This is a genomic window from Ensifer soli (assembly GCF_041928815.1).
Taxonomy (GTDB): Bacteria; Pseudomonadota; Alphaproteobacteria; order Rhizobiales; family Rhizobiaceae; genus JBHFEI01.
In genome coordinates this window covers 227,724-254,604 of sequence record NZ_JBHFEI010000006.1, presented here as the reverse complement: position 1 = coordinate 254,604, position 26,881 = coordinate 227,724, and the positions used below count along the sequence as shown (strand labels likewise).

Sequence of the window (26,881 nt, the reverse complement as noted above, 5' to 3'; positions counted from 1 at the left end):
GTTCCACAGGGCTTCCGGATTCACTCCCGCGTGCGCCGGCGACGCCTTCCGCCGGATTCGCCGCCCGACTCGGCGGAAGGGACGCGACGTTCCGGAAGGCTGACGACGGCAGACAGATGCGGGAAGGCGTCCACCTTGTTCGGCAGGGCCATCGCATGGACGAAATGTTCCTGGAACTTCGCCTCCAGCGCCGTCTCGATCTTCTCGATACGAGTGACGGTGTCCTCGATCTCGCGACGGTGGTCGCGGTTGAGCAGGCACATGCGCGCGCCGGTCCCGGCGGCATTGCCGACGGCCTTGACCCGATCGAGGTCGCAGTCCGGGATCAGGCCGAGCACCATCGCATATTTCGGATCGATGAAGGTGCCGAAGGCGCCGGCAAGGCCGATGCGGTCGACATGGTCGATGCCCTGCTTGTCCATCAGCAGCTTGATGCCGGCATAAAGCGCCGCCTTGGCGAGCTGGATGGCGCGCACGTCGTTCTGCGTCACGGTGATGCGCGGCGTGCCGTCGTGCAGCAGATAGGAGAAGGTGCGGCCGTTCTCGAGGATGCGCGGCGAGCGGGCGGAAAGCGACCCGTCGATGACGCCGTCCTCGGAAACGAGGCCGGCGAGATACATCTCGGCCACGACCTCGATGATGCCGGAGCCGCAGATGCCGGTGACGGGGATCTTCGCCGCCGCCTCGGCGAAACCCGGTTCGTCCGACCAGGGCTCGATGCCGATGACGCGCACGCGCGGTTCGAGCGTCACCGGATCGATGCGCACGCGCTCGATCGCGCCGGGGGCGGCGCGCTGGCCGGAGGAGATCTCCGCGCCCTCGAAGGCGGGGCCGGTCGGCGAGGAGGCGGCGAGCGTCCGCGCGCGGTTGCCGAGCACGATCTCGGCATTGGTGCCGATGTCGACGAGCAGCATCATCTCGTCCTGGCGGTACGGGCCTTCCGTCAGCGTGGCGGCGGCCGCATCGGCGCCGACATGGCCGGCGATGCACGGAAGCACGTAGACGCGCGTGCCGGGGTTGAGCGGCAGGCCGATCTCGGAGGCCTTCAGATGCACGGCGCCGGAGACGGCCAGCGCGAAGGGGGCACCGCCGAGTTCCGTCGGGTCGATGCCGAGGAAGAGGTGGTGCATGATCGGATTGCCGACGAAGACGGCGTCGAGAATGTCCGCGCGCGAGACGCCGCCTTCCGCGCAGACCCTGTCGATCAGCCCGTTCAGCGCCTCGCGCACGGCAAGGGTCATCGCCTCGCGCCCGTCGGGATTCATCATCACGTAGGAGACCCGGCTCATCAGGTCTTCGCCGAAGCGGATCTGCGGGTTCGATGTGCCGGCCGAGGCCACGGTGCGGCCGGAGAGCAGCGAGGAGAGATGCATGGCGATCGTCGTCGAGCCGATGTCGCAGGCAATGCCATAGGCCTCGTTCTTCAGGCCCGGATAGACGGCGACGATGCGCGGCCGTTCCTCGGCCTGGTCGCGGTGGATGGCGACGATGCGCGGCCGTTCCTCGGCCTGGTCGCGGTGGATGGCGACGGTGACTTTCCATTCGCCCTTGCGCAGGATCGTCTGCAGGCCCGGCAGGACATGGAAGTCGACGTCGACGGCATCAAGTTTCCATTCGCGCGCCAGTGCGGCCTTCAGCCTGTCGAGATCGCCGAGCGGCTTTTCCATGTCGGGCTCTTCCACCTCGACATAGCACATATGGACGGCGGCGTTGCGGGCGATCACCCGCTCGTCGGCCGCCTTGCGCACCACCTGCGCGTTGACGGCGATGTCCTGCGGCACGTCGATGACGAGATCGCCGAGGATGGTGGCGGAGCAGGAGAGACGGCGGCCGTCCTTCAGTTCGCGCAGCGAGGCGTAGCGGATTTCCTTCGGGCCGAATCCGGAGATGTGCTCGTTCGCCGAGGTGATGCCGTGCTTGGCGAACTGCCCTTCCTGCACCTCGATCTGGCAGCGGCCACAAATGCCGCGTCCGCCGCACACGCTTTCGACATAGACGCCGAGCGCGCGGGCCGCATCGAGGACCGGCGTGCCGACCGCGAAGCGCCCGCGCCGTCCCGACGGCATGAAGAGGACGAGGGGGTCGGCCCTGTTTTCGCTGAGCGACACGGGGAGAATTCCTATTTCGACAGGCGGCGCGCATTGGCGCGCACGCGCTTTCCATAAGGCTTGAGAGCCGCGACCGCGAGCCGGTTCGCCGTCGCGTCAAGGCCGGCCATGCGGCCGGTGGCGACGGCGAGGCAGAACGTCATGCTTTCCGCCGCGACGGCCATGTTGAAGGCGACGATGCTCTCGCCGGCGGCGGCGAGCTTCTCCGTCACCATCCGGTGCATCTCCTTGGAGTCGGAGGAGCGGCCGGCCATCGCCGCCATCATCATTTCCTGCGTCCTGGTCGCGATCACCATCGGGGCGGTGAACCACAGGGCGGACATTTCCTGCATCAATGCGGCACTTGCAAACATTCGTCCTGTCTTTCCGGACGGATCATTCCGTCCTTGCACCGGCGCCCGCCCGCGCCGCGCGGCCACCGCGCCGTCCGCCCGCGGGCGCCGGAGCGGCGGTGGCGGCTGCGGCACCGGCTTCGGCCGGCTTGTGGTCGCGATAGGTCATGATCCAGTTGGCGCAGTTCGCGTCCGTGCCGTTCAGCACGTTGGCGGCACGCACGGCTTCCATCTCCTGCGGGCGGCAGGGATTCATGATCGCCGAGGTCATGCCGGCACCGATCACCATCGGAATGAAGCCGGCATTGATGCCGTGGCGATGCGGCAGGCCGAAGGAAATGTTCGACAGGCCGCAGGTTGTGTTGACCTTCAGCTCCTCGCGCAGGCGCCTGAGCAGCGCGAAGACCTGACGGCCGGCATCGCCGAGCGCCCCGATGGGCATGACCAGCGGATCGACGACGACGTCCTCGGGCTTTATACCATGATCCATCGCGCGTTCGACGATTTTCTTCGCAACTGCGAAACGAACGTCCGGGTCCATCGAAATGCCGGTCTCGTCGTTTGAGATCGCCACCACCGGCACGTCGTATTTCTTGACGAGCGGCAGGATGGCCTCGAGCTTTTCTTCCTCGCCGGTGACGGAATTGACCAGCGGCCGCCCTTTCGCGACCTTCAGGCCCGCCTCGATCGCCGCCGTCACGGAGCTGTCGATCGAGAGCGGCACGTCGACGAGGCCCTGGACGATCTCCAGCGTCTGGATCAGCAGGCCCGGTTCAGTCGCGTTCGGATCGACCGCGGTGACGCCGGCATTGACGTCGAGCATGGTCGCGCCCGCTGCCACCTGCTCCAGCGCGTCCTTGATCACCGTCTCGAAATTGCCGGCCATCATCTCGGCGGCGAGCTTCTTGCGGCCGGTCGGGTTGATCCGCTCGCCGATGACGCAGAAGGGCTGGTCGAAGCCGATGACGATTTCACGGGTGGCGGAGGCAACGATGGTGCGGGTCATGGTCGATCCTTCTGTCGGAGGGCGCAGGGCGCCGCAATGGGACGAATGTCGTGGTCTGGCGAAAAGGTCAATGCGGTTGCTGCGCTGCGGCCCCGGCCATCTCCTGCTGGTTCTCCGTGCGCCCGCCCTTGATCGCGCCCATGCGCTCGGCGACGCGGCTGTCGCCGGGATTGGCTTCCCGCTTCCACGGGGTGCGCCCTTTCAGAACGCCGGACTCGTGGACGATCTCGGCGACATATTCTTCCTGCCGGTAGGCCATCACATGGACGCCGGACACGCCCTCGATCTCCTTCACCTCGTTGATGATGTCGATGCAGAGCTGCTTGCCTTCCTTCTTCTGGTCCTGGGCGCCTTCGAGCCGCTTGATCACCGAATCAGGAATATGGATGCCGGGGACGTTGGAGCGGATCCACTTCGCCGTCTTCGCCGAGGCCATCGGCCCGACGCCGACGAGGATGAAGCATTTTTCGTGGAAGCCGAGGTCGCGCACCTTCTTCATGTAGTCGCGGAACATCGGCACGTCGAAGCAGTACTGGCTCTGGACGAACTGGGCGCCGGCCTCGATCTTCTTGCCGAGCCGGTAGGGACGGAAATCGTAGGGCGGCGCAAAGGGATTGATCGCCGCGCCGAGGAAGACCTTCGGCGGCGTGGTCAGCTTGCGACCGGAAAGGAACTTCTTCTCGTCGCGCATGGTGCGCACGGTCTCGAGCAGCGACATGCAGTCGAGGTCGAAGACGGGCTTGGCGCCCGGCTGGTCGCCGGCCTGCACGCCGTCGCCCGTCAGGCACATGATGTTGGCGACGCCCATCGCCGCGGCCCCGAGCACGTCGCCCTGGATGGCGATGCGGTTCTTGTCGCGGCAGGCGATCTGCATGATCGGCGCATAGCCCATGCGGGTGAGCAGCGCGCAGATACCGACGGAGGACATGTGGCAGTTGGCGCCGGAGGCATCGACCGCGTTGATGCCGTCGACCCAGCCGTCGAAGATCGCGGCGCGGGCATAGACGTCTTCCGGGTCGGCGCTGTCCGGCGGGTTCAGTTCGGCGGTGACGGCGAATTCGCCGCGCCTGAGCACCCGTTCCAGCCGGCCGAGCGAGGAATGGCCGGGCAGCGCGTCGAGCGGCAGGTGCACGCCGAGCGGATTTTCGTCTATATGCGCCATGCCGTCACACACCCTTGCCCGTCTGTTCACGAGCGTCCGCCGCCTGTGCAGTGACCCTCAGCCAGGCGGAGGTTTCGCGCAGCGACTGGTTCACCGGCTTCTGCACGATGAGAATGGCATCGCCCTTGACCATGGCGCGCGATCCTTCCCAGGCCTTGACCCAGACGCAGGGCATGTCCGGCTCGACCTCGCAGTTGCCGTTGGCGCGCACGCCGCCGCAGGGGCCGTTTCTCAGCTGTTTCGGACAGTTCATCGGGCAGGACATGCCCGTCGACGACAGCACGCACTGGCCGCACATGCGACAGTCGAACAGGAAGCCCTTGACGTTGCGCTCGACGAAGGTCACCGGCCCTTCGACGCGGGCATAGCCGAGCGCTTTCCACACCGGGTGCAGAGCCAGGAACATGTTGGCGAAGCGGCTGTAGAACCATTCAAGCAAGCGCGAATGGCGCACGGCCCAGAGCCTGACGGCATAGCTGCGGCGCGCGCGCCGGTTGGGCGAGACGCCGGCCGGCGTATAGGCGCCGGTCGCGGCCTTCTTCTGCGGCGCGGCATTTCCCTTCTGCGGTGCGGCGTCAGCCATTGTCGCGGCCTCCGGCCTTGGCCAGCGCCACGAGGCGTTCGCGGTCATAGGCCGCCTCGATCTCGGCGACGGCGATGTCCGCCTCGGCTTCGAGGTCGTCGCCGACGGGCGTGGGGTCGCCCTTTCGCCATTCGGCGAGATAGGCGTCGGTCTCGGCGGCGCCGCTGCGCATCGCCGCCATGTCGATCGCCTCGGTGAAGCGCAGCGACAGCTCGCGCTTGGCGCTTCTGCGGCCCTGCTTGATGATGACCTGCGCGGGGATGTCACGCCAGTAGACGATGATGCGATCGGGCATGGCTTGTCGAAACTCCTCTTGGGCGGACAATGCGCCGCCCGGGCCGCCGCCCGCCTCTCTCGCCACGACGAAAGCCGTGCTTAAAAGCGACGCCGTCCCTGGAGCTTCTACCAGATTCCGCGCGCGAGGCCATGGTAGAGCCATGTCCAGACCGGCGGATGATACCACTGCCGCGAAGGCCCCTCGGCGGGGAGCGTCCGGAGCCTGCCGGCCAGCGCATCCTCGATGGCGCGGATGGCGATGCCGGTGGCCGCCGCCGTCTGCAGCAGCGGATAGGTGTGCAGCGTATCGGACGCGGACGGCGTCATCCGCGCCTGGTAGAGGATGCCGCCGGTGTCGACGCCCTCGTCGACGAGGTGCACCGTCGCGCCGAAGTTTTCCTCGTCGCCGTTGACGCGCGCCCAGTATCCGCCCATCAGGCCGCGATAGGCGGGATTGATGCCGGCATGGAAGTTGATGACCGGGCAAGGGATGTGGGCGAGCGTTCGCCGCGAGAGCATCCGGCAGCTGATCAGGAAGACGACCTCCGGTGCCAGCGAGCGAAGCGCCCGGTGGCCGTCATCGCCGTTGATCGAGCCGATCGGGATGACGGTCGCGGCGGTGTTCTCGGCCGCCGAAGCGCCGTACTGGTCGAGGATCTCTCGGGTGCGCCGCTGCATCAGCCGCTTCCCGAATCTCGACACGACCATGGTGGCGAGCTGTCCGCAGGCCGTCGCCATTCCCAGCATCCGTGCGCGGCGCCGGAGGAAGGTTGCCTTCGATTCCGGCTGTTCGCGCAGGACGGTGACCGAGCCGAAATGGGCGACGAGCGCGTTGATCATCACCTGCGGGTTCAGCCCGCCGGCGGTGACGACGACGATGCGGGGCGGTTGTGTCGTCATGGGATCGGTTCCCGATGCGTCAGAACAGGAGAGCGAAGACCGCCCCGGCCGCCAGAACCACGCTGAAGGCGACGATCAGCGACACGAGGCCGAGCGCGCAGCCGGCGGCCAGCGCCAGCCCGTCGCGTTCGGTATGGGCGAAGCCGATGATCGCGAGCGCGACCGAGGGCAGGAAATTTCCGAGCGGAATCGGCAGGAACACGACGATCGCGAGGACAAGGGCGAGCAGCCCTGTCGTCCGCTCGCCGACCCTGCCGTCGAGGAACCAGGCCCGTGGTTTCACCAGCCGTTCGGCCCTGACCAGCCAGGGCATGATGCGCCGGACGATGTCGGCGAAAGCGGCGCTCTCGAAAGCATAGTCGGCAAGCCGTCTCGGCAACCAGATGCGGCTCTGGCGTGAGGCGACCATCTGCCAGGCGACGAAGATCAGCGGCAGGCCGAGAATGCAGGTGGCGCCGGGCGGCAGCGGGATGAGGTTCGGCAGCGCGAAGACGACGAGAAACGCGCCGAAGGAGCGGTCGGCGAGCGCGACGGAGATGTCCCGGACGCTGACCTTGCCCGTCGCCTGCGCGGAGAGCGCCAGGAGGACATGCGAGAGATGGCGCGTTTCCGTCCTGCTTGCGGCTGCGGCCGGCTCGCCCGCGATCGTTGCTGCCTGCGTCATCCCGTTCCCCTCGTGTCTGCACTGCCGGCAGAATGGCGTGGGGGCATTTATCGGCCGCTTAACCTGCCTCGCCGGCAGATGGCTAAAATCGCGGAAACCCTAACGGACGGTTTCGCGCCGTCAGGCGTCGACCAGGGCGCGGGTCAGGTCGCCATAGCCGGTGTGGCGATGCTCGAAGGCAAGCCCCAGCCTCTCGGCGGCCCGGCGCGCCTTCTCCTCGAGGGTCGGGTCATGCTGCTGCGACAGGTAGACAAGCCTGCGGTAGTGGCCGAAATAGATGTCGCGCAATTCGGGATGCCGGTCGAGGCCGAGCGGCTCGATCACGAAGGCCTCGAACTGGCGGGCCAGGAAATCGGTGAGGAAGAAGGCGGTAATGTCGTCCTCCCACCTTCCGGCGAAGTCGGCATTGCCGGCGAAGAAGGAATAGCAGTGCGGGCCTTCGATCCGCGCGATGCCCTCTTCGCGGCAGAAGGCGTCGAGCAGGCCCCCGGTGCCGCAGTCGGCATAGCCGATAAAAATCCGCCCGTCGCTCCGCTCGCGGATGTCCGCCACCGCCGAGCGAAGTCCCGGAACGATCTTTTCCGGGGTGTTGTGAAAGATCGCCGGCAGACAGGTGAGCTCGATGTGGGAGAGCCCGTTTGCCTCGCAGACGGCCAGCACCTCGCGCGCGATCGCGCCGCAGGCGATCACGTGAACTTTTCCCGCGATCGCGCGTTTCCCCGGCGAAGTGGACGGTGTCATCGCCGCTTTCGTTGGACCCATCATCGAGGACATAAGCATATGAAGGTCAAGACCATCGCAACCATCGGCATCCTGCTCGCAAGCGTCGCCACGCTGAGCGCATGCGGCAACACGATCCGCGGCGTCGGCCGTGACACCGCCAACGCCGTCGATGCCACGCAGGACGCCGGCCGCAGCGTCGACCGCGCCGCCCAGAACTGACCGGCCTTCATGGCATGGAAAAGGCGACCCCGAAACGGCGTCGCCTTTTCTGTATTTATGCGCCGGCGCGCTGGTTGTGGCGCCGCTTCAGGAAATCCTTCGCCGTCTCCACCGCGATCGCGGCATCCCGGCAATAGGCATCGGCGCCGATCGCCTTGCCGAATTCCTCGTTGAGAGGCGCGCCGCCGACGAGCACGATGTAATCGTCGCGCAGGCCTTTTTCCTTCAGCGTGTCGATGACCACTTTCATATAGGGCATCGTCGTGGTGAGAAGCGCCGACATGCCGAGGATGTCCGGCTTCTCGCGTTCCAGCGCGTCGAGATAGTTCTCGACCGGGTTGTTGATGCCGAGATCGACGACGTCGAAGCCCGCACCTTCCATCATCATGCCGACGAGGTTCTTGCCGATGTCGTGGATGTCGCCTTTGACGGTGCCGATCACGACCTTGCCCTGCTTCGGCGCGCCGGTGGCGGCAAGCAGCGGGCGCAGGATCGTCATGCCCGCCTTCATCGCATTGGCGGAGAGCAGCACCTCGGGGACGAAGAGGATGCCGTCGCGGAAGTCGATGCCGACAATGCGCATGCCTTCGACCAGCGCCTGGGTCAGCACGTCATAGGGCGCCCAGCCGCGGTCGAGCAGGATGCGCGTCCCCTCCTCGATTTCCTCCTTCAGTCCGTCATAGAGGTCGTCATGCATCTGCTGCACGAGTTCCTCGTCGGAAAGCTCCTCGAGAATGATGTCGTCGTCTGCCATGTCAGGTTTCCTCAGTTCCCGGCGCGCGCTTCGGGTGCGAGATTCCGCCGCCTGTCGATCCTAGTGCCCATGATCGCGGATTCCCCTTTCGAATACGACGTCGCATGCGATGAAAAACGACGGGATCTTGGCCGCCGTTCCGGACCTGGTGTCAAAGCCTAACAAAAACAAGATATTCGCGCCATGAGGATTTTCGTTGCCGCCGCATGTGTCTAAGCTGCGCCAAATCGTGGCGCTGCGAGACCATCGCCGCTTCCGCCGGTTGGTAGCATAGTCGAAAACGTGAAAGAGCGCTTTGTATTCGGTCCGGCCGCGCGGCGGGCCTGGAGGCGGGAGAGGACGATCATGACGGATATCGAGGCTGTGCAGGAGACGACGGGGCGCAGGAGCCGCGAGGGTCGGGGTGCCGCGGCGCGGCGTGCCTCGCGCAGCGGCGGCGGCGCCGGGCCGCAGCAGAGCTACATCACCCGCCGGATCCGCGAATACGAGGTCCTCGACGAGGAAGGCCTCACACTGATCGAGGCCAATGCCGACCTCGTTCTCGAGGAGATCGGCATCGAGTTCCGCGACGACGCCGAGGCGCTGGCGCTCTGGAAGGCGGCCGGCGCCGACGTGCGCGGCGAGCGCGTCCATTTCCCGAAGGGTCTCTGCCGCGACCTCCTGAAGAGCGCCCCGCCGGTGTTCACCTGGCATGCGCGCAACCCCGCCCGCAGCGTTGAGATCGGCGGCAAGGCGACCGTGTTCGCCCCCGTCTACGGCCCGCCCTTCGTCCGCGACCTCGAGGGCAACCGCCGCTATGCGACGATCGAGGATTTCCGCAATTTCGTGAAACTGGCCTATATGGCGCCATCGATGCATTCGTCGGGCGGCACGGTCTGCGAGCCGGTCGACGTGCCGGTGAACAAGCGCCATCTCGACATGGTCTACAGCCATATCAAATATTCCGACAAGCCGTTCATGGGCTCGGTGACGGCGCCGGAACGCGCCGAGGACACGGTGGCGATGGCGAAGCTGGTCTTCGGCGACGATTTCGTCGAGAACAACTGCGTGACGCTGAACCTCATCAACGCCAACTCGCCGATGGTCTTCGACGAGACGATGGTCGGCGCGCTCAAGGTCTATGCCCGGCACAACCAGGCCTGCGTCATCTCGCCCTTCATCCTCTCCGGCGCGATGAGCCCGGTGACGGTCGCCGGCACGCTGACGCAGATCCTTGCCGAAGTGCTCGCCGGTGCCGCCTTCACCCAACTGATCCGAAAGGGCGCGCCGGTGCTGTTCGGCACGTTCGCCGCCTCGATCTCGATGCAGTCGGGCGCGCCGACCTTCGGCACGCCGGAACCCTCGCTCGTCTCCTACGGCGCGGCGCAGCTCGCAAGGCGGCTCGGCCTGCCGTTCCGCACCGGCGGCTCGCTCTGCGCCTCCAAGGTTCCCGATGCGCAGGCCGCGCACGAATCGGCCAATACGCTGAACATGACGCTGCTCGCCGGCACGAATTTCGTGCTGCACGCGGCCGGATGGCTGGAGGGCGGCCTCGTCTCGTCCTACGAGAAGTTCATGATCGACCAGGACCAGCTCGGCATGATGCAGAAGATGGCCGAGGGCGTCGATCTTTCCGAAAACGCCCAGGCGCTGGACGCCATCCGCGAGGTCGGCCCGGGCAGCCACTATCTCGGCTGCGCGCACACCCAGGCGAACTTCCAGACCGCCTTCTACCGTTCCCCGCTCGCCGACAACAACTCGTTCGAGCAATGGGAAGTCGAGGGGCAGAAGCGGATCGAGGAGCGGGCCAACGCCCTGGCCCGGTCCTGGCTCGACCATTACGAGGCGCCGCCGCTCGACGCCGCGCTCGACGAGGCGCTGCTTGCCTATATCGCGGGGCGGAAGGACTCGATGCCCGACGCCTTCACCTGAAGCGATCCCGATCTCGCCAGGGAGCAAGGCGGAGCGGGGCAGGTGGCCGACCTGATCCAGAAGGAGGTCTGGCGGCCGCACTACCATCGGCAGGGGCCGAAACCGAAATGAAGACGCGGACGCCCTCTCCGATCGAGGTCGATCGCCTGCGGCAGGATCTCGCCGCCCATGGCCTGTTTCTGCGCGGCGCTTTCTCCTTCGGTTCGGACGAGGCGGGGCCGGACGGTTCGCCTGCACTGGTCCGCTCGATCGTTCTCGTCGGGCCGGTCGGCGGTTCGCTGTGGTCGCCTTTCCGTCGCTGGAGGGCGACGCAGTCGCAATCGCTTGCCGATCCGCTGGATCGCTGGTCGAAGGCGGTCGTCGGCGGCATTGCCACGGCCCATGGTGCCGTCGCCTTCTACCCGTCCGACCGCCCCTACCAGCCTTTCCAGCAATGGGCGATGCGCGCCGAAGGCCTGTCGCGGTCGCCGCTCGGCATCCTGATCCATCCGCAACATGGGCTGTGGCATGCCTATCGGGCGGCCCTCGGCTTTTGCTTGCCCTGGCCGGAGCCGGAACCGGCATGGCATCCGCCTCCGTGTCAAAGCTGCGCCGGGAAGCCTTGCGGGTCCGCCTGTCCCGCAGGCGCTGTTACCGCGACCGGCTTCGATGCCGCGACCTGCCATGCCTATGTGACAGGTACCGTTGCCGGATCACACTGTATCGCCGCCGGTTGCCAGGCCCGCAACGCCTGCCCGGTCGGGGCAGCGCTGCGTTATCCGCCCGAACAATTGCGTTTCCATATGGAGGCGATGGTCGGCCGCTGATCGCTGTGCCTTGCGGTCAGACTTTCGGATAGGCGCGTTCGAGGCCGCCGGAGCGGGCGAGCCCGGCGCGAAACGCGTCATAGGCGGGATGTTGTCCGGATTTCGCCGCCTCCATCAGCCGCATCTGCAGCCGGGCCGGCGCGGTGTCGCCGAGCCAGGCACCCAGCCGGTCGAGCTTCAGCGTGTTGAGGAACGGTGCCTGCGCGGCCAGATCGAGATGGCGGTAGACACCTTCCATCACCTGCTCGTCCTGTGCCGGATTTTCGAGGAGCAGGCGCAGGAAGGCCTGGTCCTCCTCGCCGAGGCGGGCGAGCTTTCCCGCCACCGTGTCGCGATCCGGGAAGGGAACGGAACCCGCCGCCATCGCCGTCAGCTCGGCCGGCGCCGCCCGCGCTCGCGCGGAGCGGCGGTGGGCGTTGCGTCTGCCGTCTTGTTGCGCAGCGGCCCGATGCGCTCGACGATGGTCTCGATCGTCGGACGGCTTGCCGCCTTGTGCGTGTCGAGCGCCTGCCGCATGGCGGCCAGATGCTGACAGGAGGTGCCGCAGCAGCCGCCGATGATCCGGGCGCCGGCATCGATCGCCAGCCGCGCGTAATCCGCCATCAGCGGCGGCGTTCCTGAATAATGGATTTCGGAGCCGCGGAATTCGGGAATGCCGCAATTGCCCTTGACGACCACGGTCGCCGACGGATCCGCACCGGTCATGTCGAGAAGCGAGGAGAGGATGTCGGCCGCACCGACGCCGCAATTGGCGCCGACGGCGATCGGGCCCTCGCCGATATCCTTCGCCACGCCATGGATGTCGCGCGGATGCAGGCCCATCATCGTCTTGCCGGCGGTATCGAAGGAGCCCGTATAGACGTAAGGCAGGCCGACCTTCACCGCCGCTTCCGCTGCCGCGCGGATTTCCTCCGGAGAGGACATGGTCTCGATCCAGGCGACGTCCGCACCGCCCGCCTTCAGCCCCTCGATCTGCTCGGCGAAGGCTTCCACGGCGTCGTCATAGCTGAGCGCGCCGAGCGGCTGCAGCAGTTCTCCCGTCGGACCGACGGAGCCTGCCGTGATCACCTTGCGCGGCGCCTTGTCCGCGACCGCGCGCGCGATCGCCGCAGCCTTCCGGTTCAATTCATGAACCCGGTCGTCTGCCTGGTGCAGCTTCAGCCGGTGGCGGGTCCCGCCGAAGGAATTGGTGAGGATGATGTCGGCGCCGGCATCGACGAAGTCCTGATGCAGCTTGACGATGTTTTCGGGCTTCGCCTCGTTCCAAAGCTCCGGCGCCTCGCCGGCCTCGAGCCCCATGGCAAACAGCGACGTGCCCGTGGCGCCGTCGGCCAGCAGGATGCCCTTCTCGGCGAGAAGGTCGGAGAGCGGATTGGACATGGATGATTCCCGGATCGTTGGTCTGTCCAATCATATAAAGATATCTTTATATGATTGCAACCGCTCCCGCCAGTATCGTCGCCGCGCCTGGATGTCCGGGGCGGGTTTTCGCGCGCCGCGCAGCGGATGGCGCGCGGCGAGGCCGAGGCCGAAGACGGCGAGCGCGGTCAGCATCCACATCGGATCGGCGCGGTTGAGGACGAAGCTTTCGAGCATTGCCGCATAGGTCATGAAGATGACCGCCATCGCGCAGAAGTCGGCAAAGGCGGAGGCGCCCGAGAGCCGGCAGGCGCCGAGATAGTCGAGCAACGGCTTGAAGAAGATCAGGAAGATCATGATCAGGCCGCCCGGGAGGCCGAAGGTCAGCACGGCGTCGATATAGGTATTGTGGCCGGTGACGATGCCGCGCACGTCCCAACTCGCCTCGAAGTTCTTCTCCATCGCCATGATCACCGGGGAAAGCCAGAAGCTCGCATAGCCGTGACCGAACCAGAGCTTGTCCGGGATGCTGGCGATGGCGAAGTCCCAGATCGCGTCGCGGCCGGTGAAGGTCGCGTCGGCGAGAATGGCGGAGGTGGCGGCAAGAAGCGTCGGCGAGAAGACCGTGCCGACCGTCAGGCCGAAGATCACCACGGTCAGGAAGAGATGGGCGACGATGGTGAGGCCCGGCCGGCCGATCATCCGGCCGCCGAGGACGAGGCCGATGGCGATCGGCAGGAAACCGAGCGTCGTCTTCGAGCCGGTGTGCAGGACGAAATTGACCGCGAGCAGCGTGATCAGCGTCCCCCGCAGTGTCAGGCCCGAGCGGATGCAATAGATGCCGAACATCGCGAGGATGGAGAAGACCGGCGCGGACACGTTTTTATGCAGGAGATGGCCGCGCCAGAAGCCGGCATGCCACGGCTCGCCGCCGGCGGCGCTGTGGATCGCCCGGTCGGGTGCGACGACGAGGGCCGCATAGTCGATGAGGATCAGGATCAGCATCGCATTCGCGCCCGCCTGGACGAAATCGCGCTCCGAGCGCGGCAGGGTCAGCGTGCCGGCGACGAGGATCATGGCGATCAGGCTCTGCGTCAGCCCGCGCGCCGCGGCCGTCGGATCGTAGGATTGAAGGCAGGAGGCAAAGGCGATGGCGAAGATGACGATCCAGGACGGCGAGATCAGGCGCAGGAGCAGCTTGCGCTCGACGATGACCATCATGGCGAAGAGGTAGATGCCGCCGAGGCCGAGATAGCCGACCTGGTTGATCATGTTGCCTTCGTTCGTCGTTCTCGCGGCGTTGTCGGCGGAACTCAAGAAGGGGATCAGGGTCAGGACGATGATGAACAGGCCGAAGCCGGAAAGCAACGCGGCGGTCACCGCGACCACGCGCTTGCCGCTGCCGTCTGAGAGCGACGGCACGGCGATCGTAACGGACGGGGGAGCAGGCTTCGTCGTCATCGCTGAACTTCCGGGGCCGCACGCCCGCCGACACTGGCCGGCACTGGCGCAAACCGGCCGCATTGTCGGCGGTCCCGGTTAATCTTCCGTCAAGCATCTCCCGCCGCCGCCGGCCTGTCGCACATCACCTTGCCCCGTTCCCAAGCCATCTCTCTACGACGTCGGCGGGCACCCGCGCCAGCGCCGACGAAAAAGCCCCGCACGAGGGCGGGGCAGGGGAGCGCGGCCATATCCGGCCAAAGCGGGAGCATCCGGAACGCGCCATGCTTTCGATGTCGACGTCCTCTCCGTTGCCAAAGCGACGTCGCTTCGGCGGGAGAGGCACGACAGGGGCTGCGTCAGGCCGCCCTTCGCTCATGCGTCGTCGGCGTCACCATGGCCGAAATGATCGCGGCGAGGTCCAGTTTTCCGACCGGCGTCCCGTTGGCGTCGACGATATGGCCGACGGTCTGGCTGGCGGCCGTCATCTGCCGGGCGGCGGTCTCGAGCACGGTTCCCGTCCGGATCGCGATCCCCTGGGGCTCGCCGTCGAGCGGCCGCATGATGGTCTCGACATTGATGACCCGGCCGCGATTGACCTCCTTGACGAAGGCCGTGATGTAGCCGTCGGCGGGGTTAAGCACGATCTCCTGTCCCGTCCCCTGCTGGACGACACGCCCGTCGCGCAGGATGGCGATCTTGTCGCCGAGGCGCAGCGCCTCGTCGAGGTCGTGGGTGATGAAGACGACCGTCTTCTTCAACTCCTTCTGCAGGTCGAGGAGAACGGTCTGCATGTCGACGCGGATCAGCGGGTCGAGCGCCGAATAGGCCTCGTCCATCAGGAGGATGTCGGCGTCGTTGGTCAGCGCCCGGGCGAGGCCGACGCGCTGCTGCATGCCGCCCGAGAGCTGGTTCGGGTAATGGTTCTCGAAGCCCTTCAGGCCGACGCGTTCGATCCAGCCGCGTGCGCGCTTCTCGCTCTCGCCGCGCTCCACGCCCTGGATTTCCAGGCCGTAGATCGTGTTCTCGATGACGGTCCGGTGTGGAAGCAGCGCGAATTTCTGGAACACCATCGCCGTCTTGTGGCGGCGGAATTCGCGCAGGTCGTTCTCGTTCATCTTGCAGACGTCGACGCCGTCATAGAGCACCTCGCCCGAGGTCGGGTCGATCAGCCGGTTGATGTGGCGGATCAGCGTCGACTTGCCCGAGCCGGAAAGCCCCATCACCACCATGATGCCGCCGGCAGGCATGGAGATGTTGATGTTCTGCAGGCCGAGCACATGCCCGTGCTTCTCGTTGAGTTCGCCCTTGCCCATGCCGGACTTGACCTGGTCGACGAAATCGCGTCCGCGCGGACCGAAGATCTTGTAGAGGTTCTTCACCTCGATTGCATGACTAACCATGGATGACCTCCGAATGCTTCTGCAGGCGCTTGCCGTAGGCCTGGCTGGTGCGGTCGAAAATGATGGCGATCGCGACGAGGGCGAAGCCGTTGAGGAAGCCGACGGTGAAGAACTGGTTGTTGATCGCCTGCAGCACGTTGCGGCCGAGACCGCCGACGCCGATCATCGATGCGACGACGACCATGGCGAGCGACATCATGATGGTCTGGTTGATGCCGGCCATGATGGTCGGCAGCGCCAGCGGGATCTGGACGTTCTTCAGCCGCTGCCAGCTCGACGAACCGAAGGCGTCGGCCGCCTCGAGCACTTCCTTGTCGACCAGGCGGATGCCGAGATTGGTCAGCCGTATCATCGGCGGCACCGCGTAGATGACGACGGCGATTAGGCCGGGCACCTTGCCGATGCCGAAGATCATCACTACCGGGATCAGGTAGACGAAGCTCGGCATCGTCTGCATCACGTCGAGGATCGGGTTGATCACGCCCTGCGCCCTGTCGGAGCGCGCCATGACGATGCCGATCGGAATGCCAACGACGATCGAGATCAGCGTGCAGACCGTCACCATCGACAGCGCGATCATCGTATCCTGCCACAGGCCGACGACGCCGATCGCCAGCATCGCGAGCGCGGTGCCGATCGTGATCTTCGCGTCGCGGCTGGCAAAATAGACGACGGCGACCATCGCCGCGAGCACGAGGATCCACGGCGAGCCGACGAACAGGCCCTCGAGCCAGTTCAGGAACCACTGCAACGGATTGGTCAGTGCGTCGATGAAGGTGCCATAGGCGCGGACGAAGTCCCGGAAGCCCGTATCGACCGTCTTGCGGATCGCCAGCATAGTGCCGGAATCCAGCGACGGGAACTTACAGAGAGATTGCGGCAGCAGATCGCAAGCAAGTGCCATGAATTTTCCCCTTTTTTGTTATCCGGCGCGTGCGTGAAAAAGGGGAGGACATCCCGTAAGGTCGCACATTCTGTTTCGGGCCTGGAGAAGAACGTTCAGGCCCCCGGTCAATTCCTGTCAGATACCGTGTCCCGCGATCCGCGACTGTACCGGTTGCGACGCATTGCTGTCGATGCCCGCAACCGGTCCGGCGTGTTCAGGAGACGCGAAGGGCAGCGGACCCCCCTCGATGATCCGCTGCCCTTGCGCAAAGGTCGGTCAGAGAGAGGCCTTGACCTTCTCGGCGACGTCCGGCGCGACCCACTTGGTCCACATGTCCTGGTAGTTCGCGAGGAAGTACTTGGCGGCATCCTCGTTCGTGCCCTGGTTCTCGTCCATCCAGGCGAGCACCTTGCCGACCGTGCCGTTGTCCCACTGGCGGGTCTTGACATAGTCCATGGCGACGCCCGCCTTTTCGGAGAAGGCCTTGGTCACGACGGTGAAGACGTCGGAGCGCGGATAGGAGTTGACCTTGGGCGTCGGGCAGTCCGGCACGGCGGTGCAGGCGTCCCAGTCGGCCTTGTCGTGATCGACGCCGAACGAAAGCCGGGTCATCTCATACTTGCCGAGGATTGCGGTCGGCGCCCAGTAATAGCCGAGCCAGCCCGCCTTCTTCTCGAAGGCGTTGGCGATCGAGCCGTCGAGGCCCGCGGCCGAGCCGGTGTCGACCAGGGTGAAGTTGTCCTTGTCGGCGTCGAGCGCGCGGTAGAGGTTGGAGGTCGATACCTGGCAGTTCCAGCCCGACGGGCAGTTGTGGACGGCGCCCTTCGACGGATCTTCCGGGGCGGGGAAAAGGTCGGGGTGCTTCAGCGCATCCTGCACGGTCTTGATGTCGGGATGGGCATCGGCGAAGAACTTCGGGATCCACCAGCCCTCCACGCCGCCTTCCGAAAGGAGCGGCGCGGCCTGGATCAGGCGGCCTTCCTTGATCGCCGCGTCGAGCGGGGTGCGCACGGCATTGACCCACATTTCCGGCGCCATGTCCGGCTGCGCCTTTTCGTTCATCGAGGCGAAGGTCGGCATCGTGTCGCCGGTGACCAGCGTCGCGGTGCAGCCATAGCCGCTTTCGAGAATGATCTTGTCGACCCAGGCGGCGACCCCTGCGGACGCCCAGTTCATCTCCGCGATGGTGACGTCGCCGCACTCGGCGGCCTGGGCGGAGCCGGCGAGCGCATAGATGCCGGCGGCCATGATCGTGGAAGCGAGAAGTTTCTTCATGTGTCTTAAGACCTCCCAGTCTTAATGGAGCAGCACTCGAAGGAAAGGCCCGGCCGGATCCTGCAACATCCGGCGACCCGATGGGGAAGAGGCAGCGGGAGCCCCGGCTCACGGCGCGTTCCCCATGCCGAAACGGTTTTTCGTCTTGTCTTCGATCCCCGGCTGCGGAACCCTGTCGCCAGCCCGGGCCTTTGTTTACCGTTGAGGTGAGCCTATGTATTCCGACAGAGAAATCAACCTCCCAATATGCCTTCCGCGCAGGCCGGCCGCATCCATGGCCTGATACCGCCGCGTGCAAGCCGTTGAAATCGCAGTGGAGGGAGTTCATTTTGGGCAAATGCCCACGCGATGCGCGTAAATTCGAATTCACCGTTTCGCGCTCTGGTGGCATTTGTTTCAATGCAGACAGATGCTGTCCGATCTGCGTCGTGGCAAATAATTTCTGCGTGAACGAATTAAATTTTGAAAATTCCGGGAAATCGCCGGATCGCCGGAGCCGTACTAACCATCCGGTAAGATTGTCGCGCTAATTGTGGACCTGCGGCGGGGGACACTGCCGTCGGTCCGGATCAGGTTGTGCGTCCCGGACCGCGTTCCCGCCCCTGCGACGGACGCAGCAGATTTTCTTCATTCCGACTGAGCCGCACTGCGAAAAGACGCGTGCGGCTTCTTGCGTTTTGCATCCGGCCATCGTCGCCAAACAAAAAAACCGCATCCGGGCGGATGCGGTTCGTATGATGCGGCAGCACTCCTGAGGATGCGCGGACGGTTCAGCCGACGTTGCGCGTGCGGATGAAGCCGAGCGGTCCGAGCGGGGAATCGGCGACGACATTGCGGACGTTGGAGCGGGCGGCCGGGACGAGGGAGTTCCAGGCGATCTGTACGCTGTGAGCCTTCGAGAAGATGAAGAGCATGGGTGTTGGCCTTGGGTTTCGGGCGATGTGCCGCGTCGTTGCTTCGATGACGCGGATGTAGGCTTTTTAAGGGGCGAAAGCAAGGCTCGCGCCGCCGTGCGATGTCGCAAAAAGGACAGGCATGGCAGGCCTGCGCGGACTGCATGGCACGACCCGGCCCAACGCCTGTGGAAACATGGCCAAACTGCGGCATTTCAAGGCTTTCCGCCGGGCGGGCACAATGCTACATCGCCTTCATGACACGCGCGATCATGCTCCAGGGGACCGGTTCTGATGTCGGAAAAACGGTCCTTGTCGCCGGCCTCGTCCGGCTGGCCGCTAATCGCGGCCTGACCGTCCGCCCGTTCAAGCCGCAGAACATGTCGAACAATGCCGCCGTCGCCGATGACGGTGGCGAGATCGGCCGTGCGCAGTGGCTTCAGGCGCTGGCGGCCCGGGTCCCGGCCTCGGTCCACATGAACCCGGTCCTGCTCAAGCCGCAATCGGAGACCGGCAGCCAGATCGTCGTCCAGGGAAAGGTCGTCGGGCAGGCGCGGGGCCGCGATTACCAGAGACTGAAGCCGGGGCTGATGGCCTCCGTGCTCGACAGTTTCGCCCGGGTCGGACAGGGAGCGGACCTGGTGATCGTCGAAGGCGCGGGCTCTCCGGCCGAGATCAATCTGCGCGCGGGCGACATCGCCAATATGGGCTTTGCCACGAGGGCAAGCGTGCCGGTGGTGCTCGTCGGCGACATCGACCGCGGCGGCGTCATCGCCTCGCTGGTCGGCACCCATGCGATCCTCGATCCCGGCGATCGCGCGATGGTGACCGGTTACATCATCAACAAGTTTCGCGGCGACGTGTCGCTTTTCGACGACGGCATCGCGGCGGTGCGTGGCTTCACCGGCTGGCCCTGTTTCGGGGTCGTCCCGTGGCTTGCCGCCGCCGCGCGCCTGCCGGCGGAGGATTCGGTCGTTCTGGAAAGGCTCGTGCGCGGCGGAGACGGCGCGCTCAAGGTTGCCGTCCCCGTCCTGTCGCGGATCGCCAATTTCGACGATCTCGATCCGCTGGCCGCCGAGCCCGCCGTCGACCTGGTTTTCGTCAGGCCGGGCGACCGTCTGCCCGCCGATGCCGGTCTGGTGGTCGTCCCGGGATCGAAGTCGACGATCGCGGATCTCGCCGATTTTCGGGCGCAGGGCTGGGATGACGATCTCAAGCGTCATGTCCGGCGCGGCGGGCGCGTCATCGGCCTCTGTGGCGGATACCAGATGCTCGGCCGGCGCGTCAGCGATCCCCTGGGTCTCGAAGGGAGCGTCACGGACACCGACGGCCTCGGGCTTCTCGATGTCGAGACGGTCATGCAGGCGGAAAAGGCAGTCCGCAATGTCGAGGCCTGGTCGCTGGAGCATGACGTGCCGCTTTCCGGCTACGAGATCCATCTCGGTAAGACGCAGGGACCGGATACGACGCGTGCACCGGTGCGGATCGGACACCGTCCCGATGGCGCGACCTCCGCCGATGGTCGCGTGACCGGCACCTATCTGCACGGGATTTTTGCCAGCGACGCCTACCGGGCTGCCCTGCTCGCCAGTTTCGGCATCAGGGCGGGCGGGGGCAATTATCGCGCTGCGGTCGATGCGGCACTGGACGAGATCGCCGCCGCGCTCGAACGCGTCCTCGACCGGCGCTGGCTCGACACCCTGCTGTCGGGAGGTTCGCCCGCGTGATTGACACCTCGTCGCACCCTTCCTATGTCAAATGGAGGCCTGTTGGCCCGCGCCGCGATCAACCCGAGACGGACGCCTCTTTTTCTACGAATCGTCCCCTCTTTCGCGCGCGCCCGCTCCGCCGCCGTCCGGATGCGCCGGGTGGCGGCGGAGCGGCATTGGGAGGGCAGGGCGCATGACGGAAGCCGGGAAGGGTGCGGTCCTCGTTCTCGGCGGGGCCCGGTCGGGAAAGTCGCGGTTTGCGGAAGCGCTGGCGCTGATGTCGATCGCGCCGCCGCATTACGTCGCGACCGGCCAGGCCTTCGACGACGAGATGCGCGCGCGCATCGACGAACACCGTCTTCGGCGCGGCGCGCCCTGGATCAACCACGAGGAGCCGCTTGACCTTGCCGGTCGCATTCTGGACATCGATGTGCCGCAGCGCACGATACTGGTGGACTGCCTGACGCTGTGGGTTACCAACCTGATGATGGCAGAGCGTGATCTTCCGGTCGAGTTCGACCGGCTCTGCGGCGTGGTCGACGGCCTTGCCGGACGCGTCATCTTCGTGTCCAACGAGGTCGGCCTCGGCATCGTGCCGGAGAATCGCATGGCGCGCGATTTTCGCGACCATGCCGGGCGCCTGCACCAGCGGGTGGCCGAGCGTGCCGCCGAGGTCTATTTCATCGCGGCCGGCCTGCCGTTGAAAATGAAGGGATGAGACGATGAACCAGCACGCCGCCGACCATGGCAAGATCCCCGCGACCGTGATCACCGGCTTCCTCGGAGCCGGCAAGACCACGCTGATCCGCAATCTTCTGCAGAACGCGGAAGGCCGGCGCATCGCGCTGATCATCAACGAGTTCGGTGATCTCGGCGTCGATGGCGACGTGCTGAAGGGCTGCGGGGCGGAAGCCTGCAGCGAGGACGACATCATCGAGCTGACCAATGGCTGCATCTGCTGCACGGTCGCCGACGATTTCATTCCGACGATGACGAAACTGCTGGAGCGCGATCGCCGGCCGGACCATATCGTCATCGAGACCTCCGGCCTCGCGCTTCCCCAGCCGCTGATCGCCGCGTTCAACTGGCCGGACATCCGCACCCAGGTGACGGTGGACGGCGTCGTCACCGTCGTCGACAGCGCGGCGGTGGCCGCCGGACGGTTTGCCGACGACCACGACAAGGTCGACGCGCTGCGCGCCGAGGACGACACTCTCGACCATGAAAGCCCGATCGAGGAACTCTTCGAGGACCAGCTGACGGCCGCCGACCTGATCATCCTCAACAAGGCCGACCTCGTCGACGAAGCCGGGCTTCGGTCCGTGCGCGACGAGGTCGCGGCGCGCACGGCGCGCAAGCCCGCGATGATCGAGGCCCGCAACGGCGATGTCGCGGCTGCGATCCTGCTCGGGCTCGGCGTCGGCACCGAGGACGACATCGCCAACCGCAAATCCCATCATGAACTCGAACACGAGAATGGCGAGGAGCACGACCACGACGAGTTCGACAGTTTCGTCGTCGAGCTCGGCCAGATCGCCGATCCGGCCGCTTTCGTCGAGCGGCTGAAGCCGGTGATCGCGGCCCATGACATCCTTCGACTGAAAGGCTTCGCCGACGTGCCTGGAAAACCGATGCGCCTGCTCGTGCAGGCGGTCGGGGCGCGCGTCGACACCTATTTCGACCGTCCCTGGGCGCCCGGCGAGGCGCGCGGCACGCGGCTCGTCGTCATCGGTCTGCACGATCTCGATGAGGCTGCCATACGCGGCGCGATCGCGGCGGTGGCTTGAACATCATGGCGCGTGTCCGGGGAACGGCCCGTCCGCTTCGCCGCGAGGGAAAGCCGCGATGCACCTCCTTCTAGCGCAGAGGGGATCGATCGCCGACGGCGATGAGGCGATCGATCTCGGCCAGTCGCCGGGCGACGTCCTGTTTCTTTCGGCGGCCGACACCGAGCTCTCCTCGGTCGCCGCGGCCCGCCGTGGCCTCGAGGATGCGCCGACACTGCGGCTCGCGAACCTGCTGGCGCTCAAGCATCCGATGTCCGTCGACACCTATGTCGAGCGCACCGTTCGTCATGCGCGCCTCGTCGTCGTCCGTCCGCTCGGCGGCGCCAGCTACTTCCAGTATCTGCTGGAGGCGCTTTACGCCGCCGCCGTCACCCACCGCTTCGACATTGCCGTGCTGCCGGGCTGCGACAAGCCGGATCCCGGGCTCGACCCCTATTCCACCGTGTCCGCGGCGCATCGGCGCCGGCTCTGGGACTATTTTACCGAAGGCGGCGTCGACAATGCCGGCCTGTTCCTGCGCTATTGCCAGGCACTGATCGGCAAGGGGAAGATGCCGGTTGCCGCCCGCGCCCTGCTCAAGGCGGGCATCTGGTGGCCGGGCAGCGGTGTCGTCGGCGTGGAACGCTGGAAGGCGCTCGCCGCTGCCGATGAGGGCAGCTCGCCGACCGTCGCCGTCTGCTTCTACCGTGCCCTCGTGCAGAGCGGCGAGACGCGTCCGGTCGAGGCGCTCGTCTCCGCGCTGGCGAGGGAGGGCCTGCGCGCGCTGCCCGTCTTCGTCACCAGTCTGAAGGATGCCGTGTCGGTCGCGACGCTGCAAACGATCTTCTCCGAGGTCCGGCCGGACCTCACCCTGAACGCCACCGGCTTTGCCGTGTCGGCGCCCGGCGCCGCACGCCAGCCGACGGTGCTGGAGACAAATGACGCGCCGGTTCTGCAGGTGGTGTTTTCCGGGTCGTCGCGTCCCGTCTGGGAGGCGTCGTCGCAAGGGCTGATGGCGCGCGATCTGGCGATGAACGTCGCGCTTCCGGAGGTGGATGGCCGCATCCTCGCGCGCGCCGTCTCGTTCAAGTCCGCGGCCGTTTACGACGAGACGGTGGAGGCGAACATCGTCGGCCATGAGCCGCTTGCCGACCGCATCGCCTTTTGCGCGCGTCTTGCAGCCAGCTGGGTGCGGCTCAGGCGCACGTCGCCGGCGCGGCGACGGGTCGCGATCGTCCTCGCCAATTATCCGGGCAATGACGGCCGGATCGGCAACGGGGTCGGGCTCGACACGCCCGCCGGCACGGTCGAGGTGCTGCGCGCGCTGGCCGAGGCGGGATATGCCGTTAACGACCTGCCCGCTGACGGCGCGGGCCTGATCGCGCGTCTCGTTGAAAGCCGGGACATCGGCGAGGCGCTTTCCCTCCGTCGATACAACGACTTCTTCCGTTCGCTTCCCGATCAGATTCAGCGTGAGGTCGTTGACAGATGGGGTGAGCCGGACGCCGACCCCGCCGTCCGCGACGGTCATTTCCGCCTCTCGCTGCTTTCGCTCGGCAATGTCATCGTCGGGATCCAGCCGCCGCGCGGCCGCGACGTCGACATCAAGGAGACCTACCATGCGGGCGACCTTGTGCCGCCGCACTGTTATTTCGCCTTCTATCTCTTCCTGCGGTCGGTCTTCGGAATGGATGCGATCGTCCATATGGGCAAGCACGGAACGCTCGAATGGCTGCCCGGCAAGGCGCTGGCGCTTTCGGCCGCCTGCTATCCGGAGGCGGTGCTGGGCCCGATGCCGCATCTCTACCCCTTCATCGTCAACGATCCGGGCGAGGGGACGCAGGCCAAGCGCCGCAGCGGCGCCGTCATCATCGACCACCTGACGCCGCCGCTGACGCGGGCCGGCAATCACGGGCTGCTCGCCGATCTCGAATCGCTCGTGGACGAGTATTACGATGCCGCCGGCGTCGATCCGCGCCGGCTGAAGTTGCTCGGCCGGCAGATCCTCGATCTCGTGCGCGACAGCGGCCTCGACCGGGACGCGGGGATCGCCGGCACGGACGCCGAAGACCGTGCGCTGGAAAAGCTCGACGCCTATCTCTGCGACCTCAAGGAGATGCAGATCCGCGACGGACTGCATGTCTTCGGCGTATCGCCGGAGGGCAGATTGCTGACGGATCTGACCGTGGCGCTCGCCCGTGCGCCGCGCGGCGAGGACAAGGAGAGCCTCCATCGCGCGATCGCCGCCGATGCGGGGCTGGCAAGCGGCGCCGCCGCCTTCGATCCGCTTGATTGCGCCATGGCGGCACCGTGGGAGGCGCCCCGGCCGCACATGCTTGCTGCGATGTCCGACGAGCGCTGGCGCACGGCCGGTGACACCGTCGACCGCATCGAGCGCATGGCGACGGCCCTCGTTTCCGGCGAACAGGCCTGCCCGCCGGAATGGCACCGGACCAAGGCAGTGCTCGATCAGGTGGAGACGGTCCTGAAACCGTCGATCCTCGCCTGCGGCCCGTCGGAGAGGGCGATGCTGCTTGCCGGCCTCGACGGCCGTTTCGTCCCGCCCGGCCCTTCGGGCGCGCCGACGCGCGGCCGACCGGATGTGTTGCCGACCGGCCGCAATTTCTATTCGGTCGACAGCCGTGCCGTGCCGACGCCGGCCGCCTACGACCTCGGCCGCAAGTCGGCCGAGCTCCTGATCCGCCGCTATCTTCAGGACCACGGCGACTGGCCGCGCGCCTTCGGCCTGACGGCCTGGGGCACGTCGAACATGCGCAGCGGCGGCGACGACATCGCCCAGGCGATGGCGCTGATCGGCACGAAGCCGGTCTGGGATCCGGTGTCGCACCGCGTCACCGGCTATGAGATCCTGCCGCTCGCCGTTCTGGGGCGCCCCCGCATCGACGTGACGCTGAGGGTCTCCGGCTTTTTCCGCGATGCCTTTCCCGACCAGATCGCGCTCTTCGACCGCGCGGTCGGCGCCGTCGGCATGCTGGACGAGGACGACGATGACAACCGGGTTGCATCGGCGATGCGGGATGCGCGGCGGCGGTTGCAGGCGGCAGGCGTCGATGCCGCCGAGGCGCAGCGTCAGGCCTCCTACCGCGTCTTCGGTTCGGCGCCGGGTGCCTATGGCGCAGGCCTTGATGCGCTGGTCGCCGGGGGCGGCTGGAACGACCGCTCGGAGATCGCCGGCGCCTATCTCGCCTTCGGCGGCCATGCCTATGGCGCCGGCGAGGAAGGCCGCGGTGCGCGCCATCTTCTGGAGGAACGGCTCGCCGGTCTCGACGCCGTCGTCCACAATCAGGACAATCGCGAACACGACCTGCTCGACAGCGACGGCTATGTCGAATTCGAGGGCGGCATGGGGGCCGCGGTGGAGATGCTGGCCGGCGCCCGGCCGTCGATCTATCACAACGACCATTCGCGGCCCGAGCGGCCGGTGATCCGCACGCTGGAGGAGGAGATCGGACGCGTCGTGCGCGGCCGGGCGGTCAATCCGAAGTGGATCGCGGGCGTGATGCGCCACGGCTACAAGGGCGCGATCGAGATCGCGGCGACGGTCGATTATCTCTACGCCTTCGCCGCCGTCACCGGGGCCGTTGGCGACCACCATTTCGACGCCGTCTATGCGGCCTATGTCAACGACGAGGCGGTTCGGCGCTTCCTGCAGGAGGTCAACCCGGCAGCCCTTTCCGACATGGCCGACACACTGCTCGACGCCATCGCGCGCGGGCTCTGGACGCCGCGGTCGAATTCCGCCCGGTTCGAGCTCGAAATCCACTCCGCCCGCGCGGCGCATTCGCCGCGCGGCCTGCGGACGGCACAGGGGGACACCGCATGAACGACGACCACGACACCGGCGCATCCATCGACGGGACCGTCGGCGACGACGCGCGCCATGCCATGAAGATGGCGAAAAAGAAGACGGCGCGCGACAAGATCATGGCGAGCAAGACCGGCGAGAAAGGTCTGGTCATCGTCCATACCGGTAAGGGCAAGGGCAAGTCCACCGCCGGCTTCGGCATGATCTTCCGCCATATCGCCCACGGACGGCGCTGCGCCGTCGTCCAGTTCATCAAGGGCGCGTGGGAGACAGGGGAGCGGACGCTGATCGAGACGCATTTCCCGCACCTCTGCGCGTTCCACACGCTCGGCGAGGGCTTCACCTGGGAAACGCAGGACCGGGCCCGTGACGTCGCCATGGCGGAAAAGGCCTGGGAAAAGGCGAAGGAACTGATTCGCGACGAAGGCAATGCCATGGTTCTGCTCGACGAGATCAACATCGCACTGCGCTACGACTATATCGATCTGGACGAGGTCCTTCGTTTCCTCGCGGAAGAAAAGCCGGCCATGACCCATGTCGTTCTGACCGGGCGCAATGCCAGGGAAGCCCTGATCGAGGCCGCCGACCTCGTCACCGAAATGGAACTCGTCAAGCATCCGTTCCGCTCCGGCGTGAAGGCGCAGATCGGCGTGGAATTCTAGAGGATTTCCAGCCGAAGCGGGATCGCTTCGGCATCGGACACTGCGGCAAAGTAAAAGAGTAAAGCATTTCCAGTCAAATCCGGATCGGATTTGACATCCGGACAATCTGTTAAAACAGAGAAATAGAGCTTGGCCGGTGAGCCAGTGTTCGCCGGACAGGCGCTCGCACTTTCTTTTTTTGGACATGCGACAGGCGGCTTCATTCGTTCTTCGTGAAA

At 66.2% G+C, this 26,881-nt stretch carries 26 protein-coding genes; 8 read left to right on the top strand and 18 right to left on the bottom strand.

From position 1 onward, the window contains the following. Window positions 1–20: 20 nt before the first annotated feature. The 9 genes from ACEVQ6_RS11635 to ACEVQ6_RS11595 form a co-directional block, all read right to left on the bottom strand. Window positions 21–2,066, bottom strand: a complete 2,046-nt coding sequence (locus tag ACEVQ6_RS11635) for an ASKHA domain-containing protein (RefSeq protein ID WP_374889207.1) — start codon at window positions 2,064–2,066, stop codon at window positions 21–23. A gap of 53 nt (window positions 2,067–2,119) precedes the next feature. Next, window positions 2,120–2,461: a hypothetical protein gene (locus ACEVQ6_RS11630; protein ID WP_374889136.1), complete on the bottom strand. Its 342-nt coding sequence runs from the start codon at window positions 2,459–2,461 to the stop codon at window positions 2,120–2,122. A gap of 22 nt (window positions 2,462–2,483) precedes the next feature. After that, window positions 2,484–3,446 (bottom strand): methyltetrahydrofolate cobalamin methyltransferase, encoded by a 963-nt coding sequence (locus ACEVQ6_RS11625; protein ID WP_374889135.1) that lies wholly within the window; start codon window positions 3,444–3,446, stop codon window positions 2,484–2,486. 67 nt (window positions 3,447–3,513) lie between these two features. Continuing rightward, the gene (locus tag ACEVQ6_RS11620) at window positions 3,514–4,608 is read right to left on the bottom strand and encodes a methylenetetrahydrofolate reductase (RefSeq protein WP_374889134.1); all 1,095 of its coding nucleotides are present in this window, start codon (window positions 4,606–4,608) and stop codon (window positions 3,514–3,516) included. A gap of 4 nt (window positions 4,609–4,612) precedes the next feature. After that, window positions 4,613–5,191: a methylenetetrahydrofolate reductase C-terminal domain-containing protein gene (locus tag ACEVQ6_RS11615; protein ID WP_374889133.1), complete on the bottom strand. Its 579-nt coding sequence runs from the start codon at window positions 5,189–5,191 to the stop codon at window positions 4,613–4,615. Then, a complete protein-coding gene (locus tag ACEVQ6_RS11610) occupies window positions 5,184–5,486 on the bottom strand; it encodes a virulence factor (RefSeq protein ID WP_374889132.1) in 303 nt (100 codons plus the stop codon). Before ACEVQ6_RS11610 ends, ACEVQ6_RS11615 begins: the two co-directional genes overlap by 8 nt. Window positions 5,487–5,593: 107 nt before the next feature. Then, window positions 5,594–6,367 carry a formyl transferase gene (locus ACEVQ6_RS11605; RefSeq protein WP_374889131.1) on the bottom strand — a complete coding sequence of 258 codons (774 nt, stop codon included), beginning with the start codon at window positions 6,365–6,367 and terminating at the stop codon, window positions 5,594–5,596. A gap of 19 nt (window positions 6,368–6,386) precedes the next feature. Further along, window positions 6,387–7,031, bottom strand: a complete 645-nt coding sequence (locus ACEVQ6_RS11600; RefSeq protein WP_374889130.1) for an exopolysaccharide biosynthesis protein — start codon at window positions 7,029–7,031, stop codon at window positions 6,387–6,389. A 120-nt stretch (window positions 7,032–7,151) separates the two neighbouring features. After that, window positions 7,152–7,772: a DUF1638 domain-containing protein gene (locus ACEVQ6_RS11595; protein WP_374889129.1), complete on the bottom strand. Its 621-nt coding sequence runs from the start codon at window positions 7,770–7,772 to the stop codon at window positions 7,152–7,154. A gap of 39 nt (window positions 7,773–7,811) precedes the next feature. Between ACEVQ6_RS11595 and ACEVQ6_RS11590 the strand changes: the two genes are divergently transcribed. Next, entirely contained in the window at window positions 7,812–7,973 is a 162-nt protein-coding gene (locus ACEVQ6_RS11590; RefSeq protein WP_374889128.1) for an entericidin domain-containing protein, read from the top strand. A 55-nt stretch (window positions 7,974–8,028) separates the two neighbouring features. On the opposite strand, the gene ACEVQ6_RS11585 is transcribed toward ACEVQ6_RS11590, so the two are convergent. After that, window positions 8,029–8,727, bottom strand: coding sequence for a corrinoid protein (locus ACEVQ6_RS11585; protein ID WP_374889127.1), 699 nt, complete (start codon window positions 8,725–8,727; stop codon window positions 8,029–8,031). Between the two features lie 345 nt (window positions 8,728–9,072). Between ACEVQ6_RS11585 and ACEVQ6_RS11580 the strand changes: the two genes are divergently transcribed. After that, window positions 9,073–10,638, top strand: a complete 1,566-nt coding sequence (locus tag ACEVQ6_RS11580) for a trimethylamine methyltransferase family protein (protein WP_374889126.1) — start codon at window positions 9,073–9,075, stop codon at window positions 10,636–10,638. 107 nt (window positions 10,639–10,745) lie between these two features. Continuing rightward, window positions 10,746–11,444, top strand: a complete 699-nt coding sequence (locus ACEVQ6_RS11575) for a ferredoxin (protein WP_374889125.1) — start codon at window positions 10,746–10,748, stop codon at window positions 11,442–11,444. A gap of 16 nt (window positions 11,445–11,460) precedes the next feature. On the opposite strand, the gene ACEVQ6_RS11570 is transcribed toward ACEVQ6_RS11575, so the two are convergent. The 7 genes from ACEVQ6_RS11570 to ACEVQ6_RS11540 form a co-directional block, all read right to left on the bottom strand. Beyond that, window positions 11,461–11,808, bottom strand: coding sequence for a hypothetical protein (locus ACEVQ6_RS11570; protein WP_374889124.1), 348 nt, complete (start codon window positions 11,806–11,808; stop codon window positions 11,461–11,463). A gap of 5 nt (window positions 11,809–11,813) precedes the next feature. Then, a complete protein-coding gene (gene bmt / locus ACEVQ6_RS11565) occupies window positions 11,814–12,824 on the bottom strand; it encodes a betaine--homocysteine S-methyltransferase (RefSeq protein ID WP_374889123.1) in 1,011 nt (336 codons plus the stop codon). A gap of 30 nt (window positions 12,825–12,854) precedes the next feature. Then, complete coding sequence (locus tag ACEVQ6_RS11560) at window positions 12,855–14,264, bottom strand: O-antigen ligase family protein (RefSeq protein WP_374889122.1); 1,410 nt, start codon at window positions 14,262–14,264, stop codon at window positions 12,855–12,857. Window positions 14,265–14,602: 338 nt separating this feature from the next. Beyond that, window positions 14,603–15,646 carry a quaternary amine ABC transporter ATP-binding protein gene (locus tag ACEVQ6_RS11555; protein ID WP_374889121.1) on the bottom strand — a complete coding sequence of 348 codons (1,044 nt, stop codon included), beginning with the start codon at window positions 15,644–15,646 and terminating at the stop codon, window positions 14,603–14,605. Then, window positions 15,639–16,550, bottom strand: coding sequence for an ABC transporter permease (locus ACEVQ6_RS11550; protein WP_374889120.1), 912 nt, complete (start codon window positions 16,548–16,550; stop codon window positions 15,639–15,641). Before ACEVQ6_RS11550 ends, ACEVQ6_RS11555 begins: the two co-directional genes overlap by 8 nt. A 258-nt stretch (window positions 16,551–16,808) precedes the next feature. After that, window positions 16,809–17,807 (bottom strand): glycine betaine ABC transporter substrate-binding protein, encoded by a 999-nt coding sequence (locus tag ACEVQ6_RS11545; RefSeq protein ID WP_374889119.1) that lies wholly within the window; start codon window positions 17,805–17,807, stop codon window positions 16,809–16,811. A gap of 770 nt (window positions 17,808–18,577) precedes the next feature. Next, window positions 18,578–18,721, bottom strand: a complete 144-nt coding sequence (locus tag ACEVQ6_RS11540) for a hypothetical protein (RefSeq protein ID WP_374889118.1) — start codon at window positions 18,719–18,721, stop codon at window positions 18,578–18,580. 236 nt (window positions 18,722–18,957) lie between these two features. On the opposite strand from ACEVQ6_RS11540, the gene ACEVQ6_RS11535 reads away from it, so the two are divergent. The 5 genes from ACEVQ6_RS11535 (at window position 18,958) to cobO (ending at window position 26,663) form a co-directional block, all read left to right on the top strand. Further along, a complete protein-coding gene (locus ACEVQ6_RS11535) occupies window positions 18,958–20,427 on the top strand; it encodes a cobyric acid synthase (protein ID WP_374889117.1) in 1,470 nt (489 codons plus the stop codon). A gap of 175 nt (window positions 20,428–20,602) precedes the next feature. Continuing rightward, entirely contained in the window at window positions 20,603–21,127 is a 525-nt protein-coding gene (gene cobU, locus ACEVQ6_RS11530; protein ID WP_374889116.1) for a bifunctional adenosylcobinamide kinase/adenosylcobinamide-phosphate guanylyltransferase, read from the top strand. 4 nt (window positions 21,128–21,131) lie between these two features. After that, entirely contained in the window at window positions 21,132–22,196 is a 1,065-nt protein-coding gene (gene cobW, locus ACEVQ6_RS11525) for a cobalamin biosynthesis protein CobW (RefSeq protein ID WP_374889115.1), read from the top strand. A gap of 58 nt (window positions 22,197–22,254) precedes the next feature. Then, window positions 22,255–26,019, top strand: a complete 3,765-nt coding sequence (gene cobN / locus ACEVQ6_RS11520; RefSeq protein WP_374889114.1) for a cobaltochelatase subunit CobN — start codon at window positions 22,255–22,257, stop codon at window positions 26,017–26,019. After that, on the top strand, window positions 26,016–26,663 hold the full coding sequence (gene cobO / locus ACEVQ6_RS11515) for a cob(I)yrinic acid a,c-diamide adenosyltransferase (RefSeq protein WP_374889113.1): 648 nt from the start codon (window positions 26,016–26,018) through the stop codon (window positions 26,661–26,663). Before cobN ends, cobO begins: the two co-directional genes overlap by 4 nt. Here cobO and ACEVQ6_RS11510 read toward each other — a convergent pair. Beyond that, window positions 26,660–26,866 (bottom strand): hypothetical protein, encoded by a 207-nt coding sequence (locus ACEVQ6_RS11510; RefSeq protein WP_374889112.1) that lies wholly within the window; start codon window positions 26,864–26,866, stop codon window positions 26,660–26,662. The genes cobO and ACEVQ6_RS11510 overlap by 4 nt on opposite strands. Between the last annotated feature and the right edge of the window lie 15 nt (window positions 26,867–26,881).